The sequence below is a fragment of the Micromonospora sp. RTBAU3-60 genome, from assembly GCF_054963695.1.
This window is the reverse complement of sequence record NZ_JBUEGB010000157.1, coordinates 1-3,201: the sequence shown is the minus strand read 5'-3', so window position 1 is coordinate 3,201 and position 3,201 is coordinate 1. Positions and strand designations below refer to the sequence as shown.

Here is a 3,201-nt window from a genome sequence, read left to right as displayed (position 1 = left end):
AGGGACCACGGTTACCGCGACCGAGCCTGACGGGGCCATGCTCGCCGAGCTGCGTAAGCAGGTGCCAGCAAACGGGCTCTTCACAAAGCGGGGTGTAGTTGGGGTCTGAATCCGCCGGTTTCGAGGAGTGCCCCGGGCGATGTAGTGGGTGAGGTTGCGGAAGCCGAGGGCGATGCCGGCGGGGCGTCGGCGATACTGCGGGCGTGGAGTACGTGTCCAGAGTGCCGCGACCGCCGCTGGACGGGCTGATCGACGACCTTTACTACCTGGAGGGTGCGTCGCCGTACGCCCGGCTGACGCTGCCGCCGATGCCGGCGGCGTTGCTCATCGTCAACCTCGGGGCGCCGTTTCGCATCCGCGCCGGCACCGACATCGAGCCGGCCGAGTACGCCGACGGCTGCGTGGTCACCATGCCCACCCGCGCGTTGGAGTTCGGCTACCCAGTCCGGACCCGGTCCGTCGGCGTGCACTTCAAGCCGTGGGGGCTGGCGCCGTTCCTGCCGATGCCCGCGGCCGAGCTGTGTGACCGGCCGGTGACGGTAGAGCAGGTTTGGGGCCGGCCCGCCATTGCTGAGCTGCGAGACCGGCTGGCCACGGCGGACGGACCGCACGAGATGCTGACGCTGCTCGAGGAAGAGCTAACACGACGGCTGTGCGAGACCGCCGGCCTGGGACTGGTCCGCCATACGAGCAGCGTCATCGCGGCGACCAGCGGGGCGGTGGCGATCGGCGACCTGAGGGTGGCAGCCGGTGTCAGCAGCACTCATCTGGCACAGCGGTTCAAGGAGCTCATCGGCGTCACGCCGAAGCGGCTGGCCCGCACCTACCGCTTCGCCGCCACCGTGTTCGCGATCAACCCCGCCGGACCGATCGACTGGGGCGACCTCGCCGGTCGCGCGGGCTACTTCGACCAGGCCCACTTCGGCCACGAGTTCCGGGCGTTCACCGGGCTCACGCCGACCCGGTACGTCGAAGTCCGGCGGCAGTTCCTGCGCGAGCATCCCGGCCACGTGCTGGACAGCTGGCCGCTGCCGGCCGATTGATTTCTTACAAGAGCGACAGCTCACGACACGCCAATATGGGGGCATCCCAAAGCAGAGGAGCGCCCCATGGGCAAAGTAGTCATGTACAGCTCGGTGTCGGTGGACGGCTTCGTCGCGGACGAGAATGACCAGCCCGGACCGCTGTTCGACTGGTTGTCCAGCGGTGACGTCCCGTTGGACGAGAGCGGCGAGTTGAAGGTGTCGCAGACGTCCTACGACTACACCCGGCCGTACTGGGACCAGATCGGGGCGACAATCGTCGGCCGCCACGTCTTCGACATGACGGACGGCTGGGACGGGAAGCCTCCGGCCGGGATCGACCACGTGGTCGTCGTGACGCACCGGCCGAAGCCCGAGGGCTGGGACCCCGAGGCGCCGTTTCACTTCGTCGACGGCGTGGAGGCAGCCGTGGCCAAGGCGCAGGAGCTTGCGGGTGACCGCATAGTCGAGGTTGCCGCTGGCGACGTCGGTGGCCAGGTGCTTGCCGCAGGTCTGGTCGACGAGGTGCGCATGGACGTCGTACCGGTCGTGTTCGGGTCCGGCAAGCGCTACTTCGGGTCGGTCCACGCGCAGCACCTGTTGGAGGACCCTGACGTGGTGATTCAGGGCAACCGGGTGCTTCACCTGCGCTATCGGGTGCGCCGTTGACCGATCTGAGCGGGTACGCGAAGAAGTCCGCTGCGAACGGTGACACAAGATCGGGTCTCCGGCTGCGTCCGCGCATCGCTGCCCCGGGACCGACGCGCCAGCCAACATCCAGCCGGCGATTACCCCTCAACTGTGAAGAGCCAGCAAACGTCAAGGCCGTGCAAGCCGCGTTCGAGGACTTACGACCAGGCGAGAGCTACGGGCTGGTCTATGCGGCAGCGGCGCATTTGGACGAGCCCGGAGGGTCGGTGGTCGCGCATGGCCGCGCTCCTGAAGCCGGGTGGCGCGTGTGCGCCTCATTCGGTGGACCACTCCAGCTGGCTGACCACATCACCGTCCATCTCGCGCGTCGTGCGAGCAGTAGTGCCTCGACAATCAGATGCCCGCCCGGCGGTGGGCACGGCGAGGACATGAACGTCTGCAGGCGGTCATCCGGACATGCCGAGATCAGTGCGTCTGCTTCTTCCCGCTCGGCACATCGAATGGCGCGGTTGCGGGCTCATCGAGGCGCAGGATCGTTTCCTCGATCTCAGTGTTTCGCCCGTTGGCGAAGGACGTCTCCGTGCCTGTGATCGCGAATCCTGCTCTCTGCAGCACCTTCAGCGATCCCACGTTGTCACTCGCGACGCGGGCGAACAAGGGCCGGACGTGGACCGTTTCCAGAAGGAGGGCCAGCGCTCGGGAAGCGATGCGCTGTCCCCAGAACGATCTGTCGATCCAGTAGGTAACTTCGGTGTCGCCGTCGATGACGAAGCTGGCGATACTGCCGACGAGCTGTCCATCGAGCGTGATAACGCGGTTTGTGACGTCGGGTGATGTCCTGATCTTCGCCATGTGGGCATCGAAAGCGGTGCGATCATCGGGATCCTTGGCGGTAAAGGCCGCCATCCGGACCGACTCGGGATCCCGCATCTGTTCGAACAGCGCGTCGAGGTCGGAGTCGTCGACCGGTCGCAGCGCCACCTCAGCCTCAGCCACAAGCTCCCCCAAACTTGATCCAGCATCCATCAGTGGGGAAACGTACCCAGAGCCTCCGACAGTCTGTGGAGATCCAACGTCCGCGTCTGCCGCTGACCGAGCGTCACGCACGGTAGTCGTCGGGAAACCGCGCCGGCGGGCCACCGTCCTTGCAGGCTTTCGCCGCGGCGAACCAGGCATCGGAAAACGGGCGCAACACTGACCGGGCAGCCACCGAATCCAGCTCACCGAAGGTGCCCGGCCCCGAGTCGGCCAACTCCCGACACAACGCCTGATAACCGACCAGCGGCGCGTCCCGGCGGCGGCGTCGTCACCCGTTGATCTCCAGGACTCGTGCCCACACGTCGCCAGCCGAACGCAGCAACCCGACACACCGGCGCCGCTGCCGAACCGTCACCCGCACCGCAACACGAGCCGTGCGATACACCACCCTGGGCGCGGCCGGATCCCGACGACGAGGCACGACCACACCCAACACCACCGGTACGACAATCTCCGGCAGCGGCCCACCCGGCGAACGTTGGTGGACGCC

The 3,201-nt window shown here is 67.0% G+C and carries 3 protein-coding genes; 2 read left to right on the top strand and 1 reads right to left on the bottom strand.

The genetic code is table 11. The features are described from left to right. Positions 1-203 precede the first annotated feature (203 nt). Together ACY34I_RS40225 and ACY34I_RS40220 are read left to right on the top strand one after the other, a co-directional pair. Positions 204-1,043, top strand: coding sequence for a helix-turn-helix domain-containing protein (locus tag ACY34I_RS40225; RefSeq protein ID WP_462760777.1), 840 nt, complete (start codon positions 204-206; stop codon positions 1,041-1,043). A 66-nt stretch (positions 1,044-1,109) separates the two neighbouring features. Further along, a complete protein-coding gene (locus ACY34I_RS40220) occupies positions 1,110-1,691 on the top strand; it encodes a dihydrofolate reductase family protein (RefSeq protein ID WP_462760775.1) in 582 nt (193 codons plus the stop codon). 447 nt (positions 1,692-2,138) lie between these two features. Here ACY34I_RS40220 and ACY34I_RS40215 read toward each other — a convergent pair whose 3' ends face one another. Further along, the gene (locus ACY34I_RS40215; protein ID WP_462760773.1) at positions 2,139-2,669 is read right to left on the bottom strand and encodes a GNAT family N-acetyltransferase; all 531 of its coding nucleotides are present in this window, start codon (positions 2,667-2,669) and stop codon (positions 2,139-2,141) included. Positions 2,670-3,201: the final 532 nt, after the last annotated feature.

Bases quoted from the DNA above. Each gene is read 5' to 3' on its own strand.
- ACY34I_RS40220 (WP_462760775.1), top strand. From the start codon at position 1,110: ATGGGCAAAGTAGTCATGTACAGCTCGGTGTCGGTGGACGGCTTCGTC.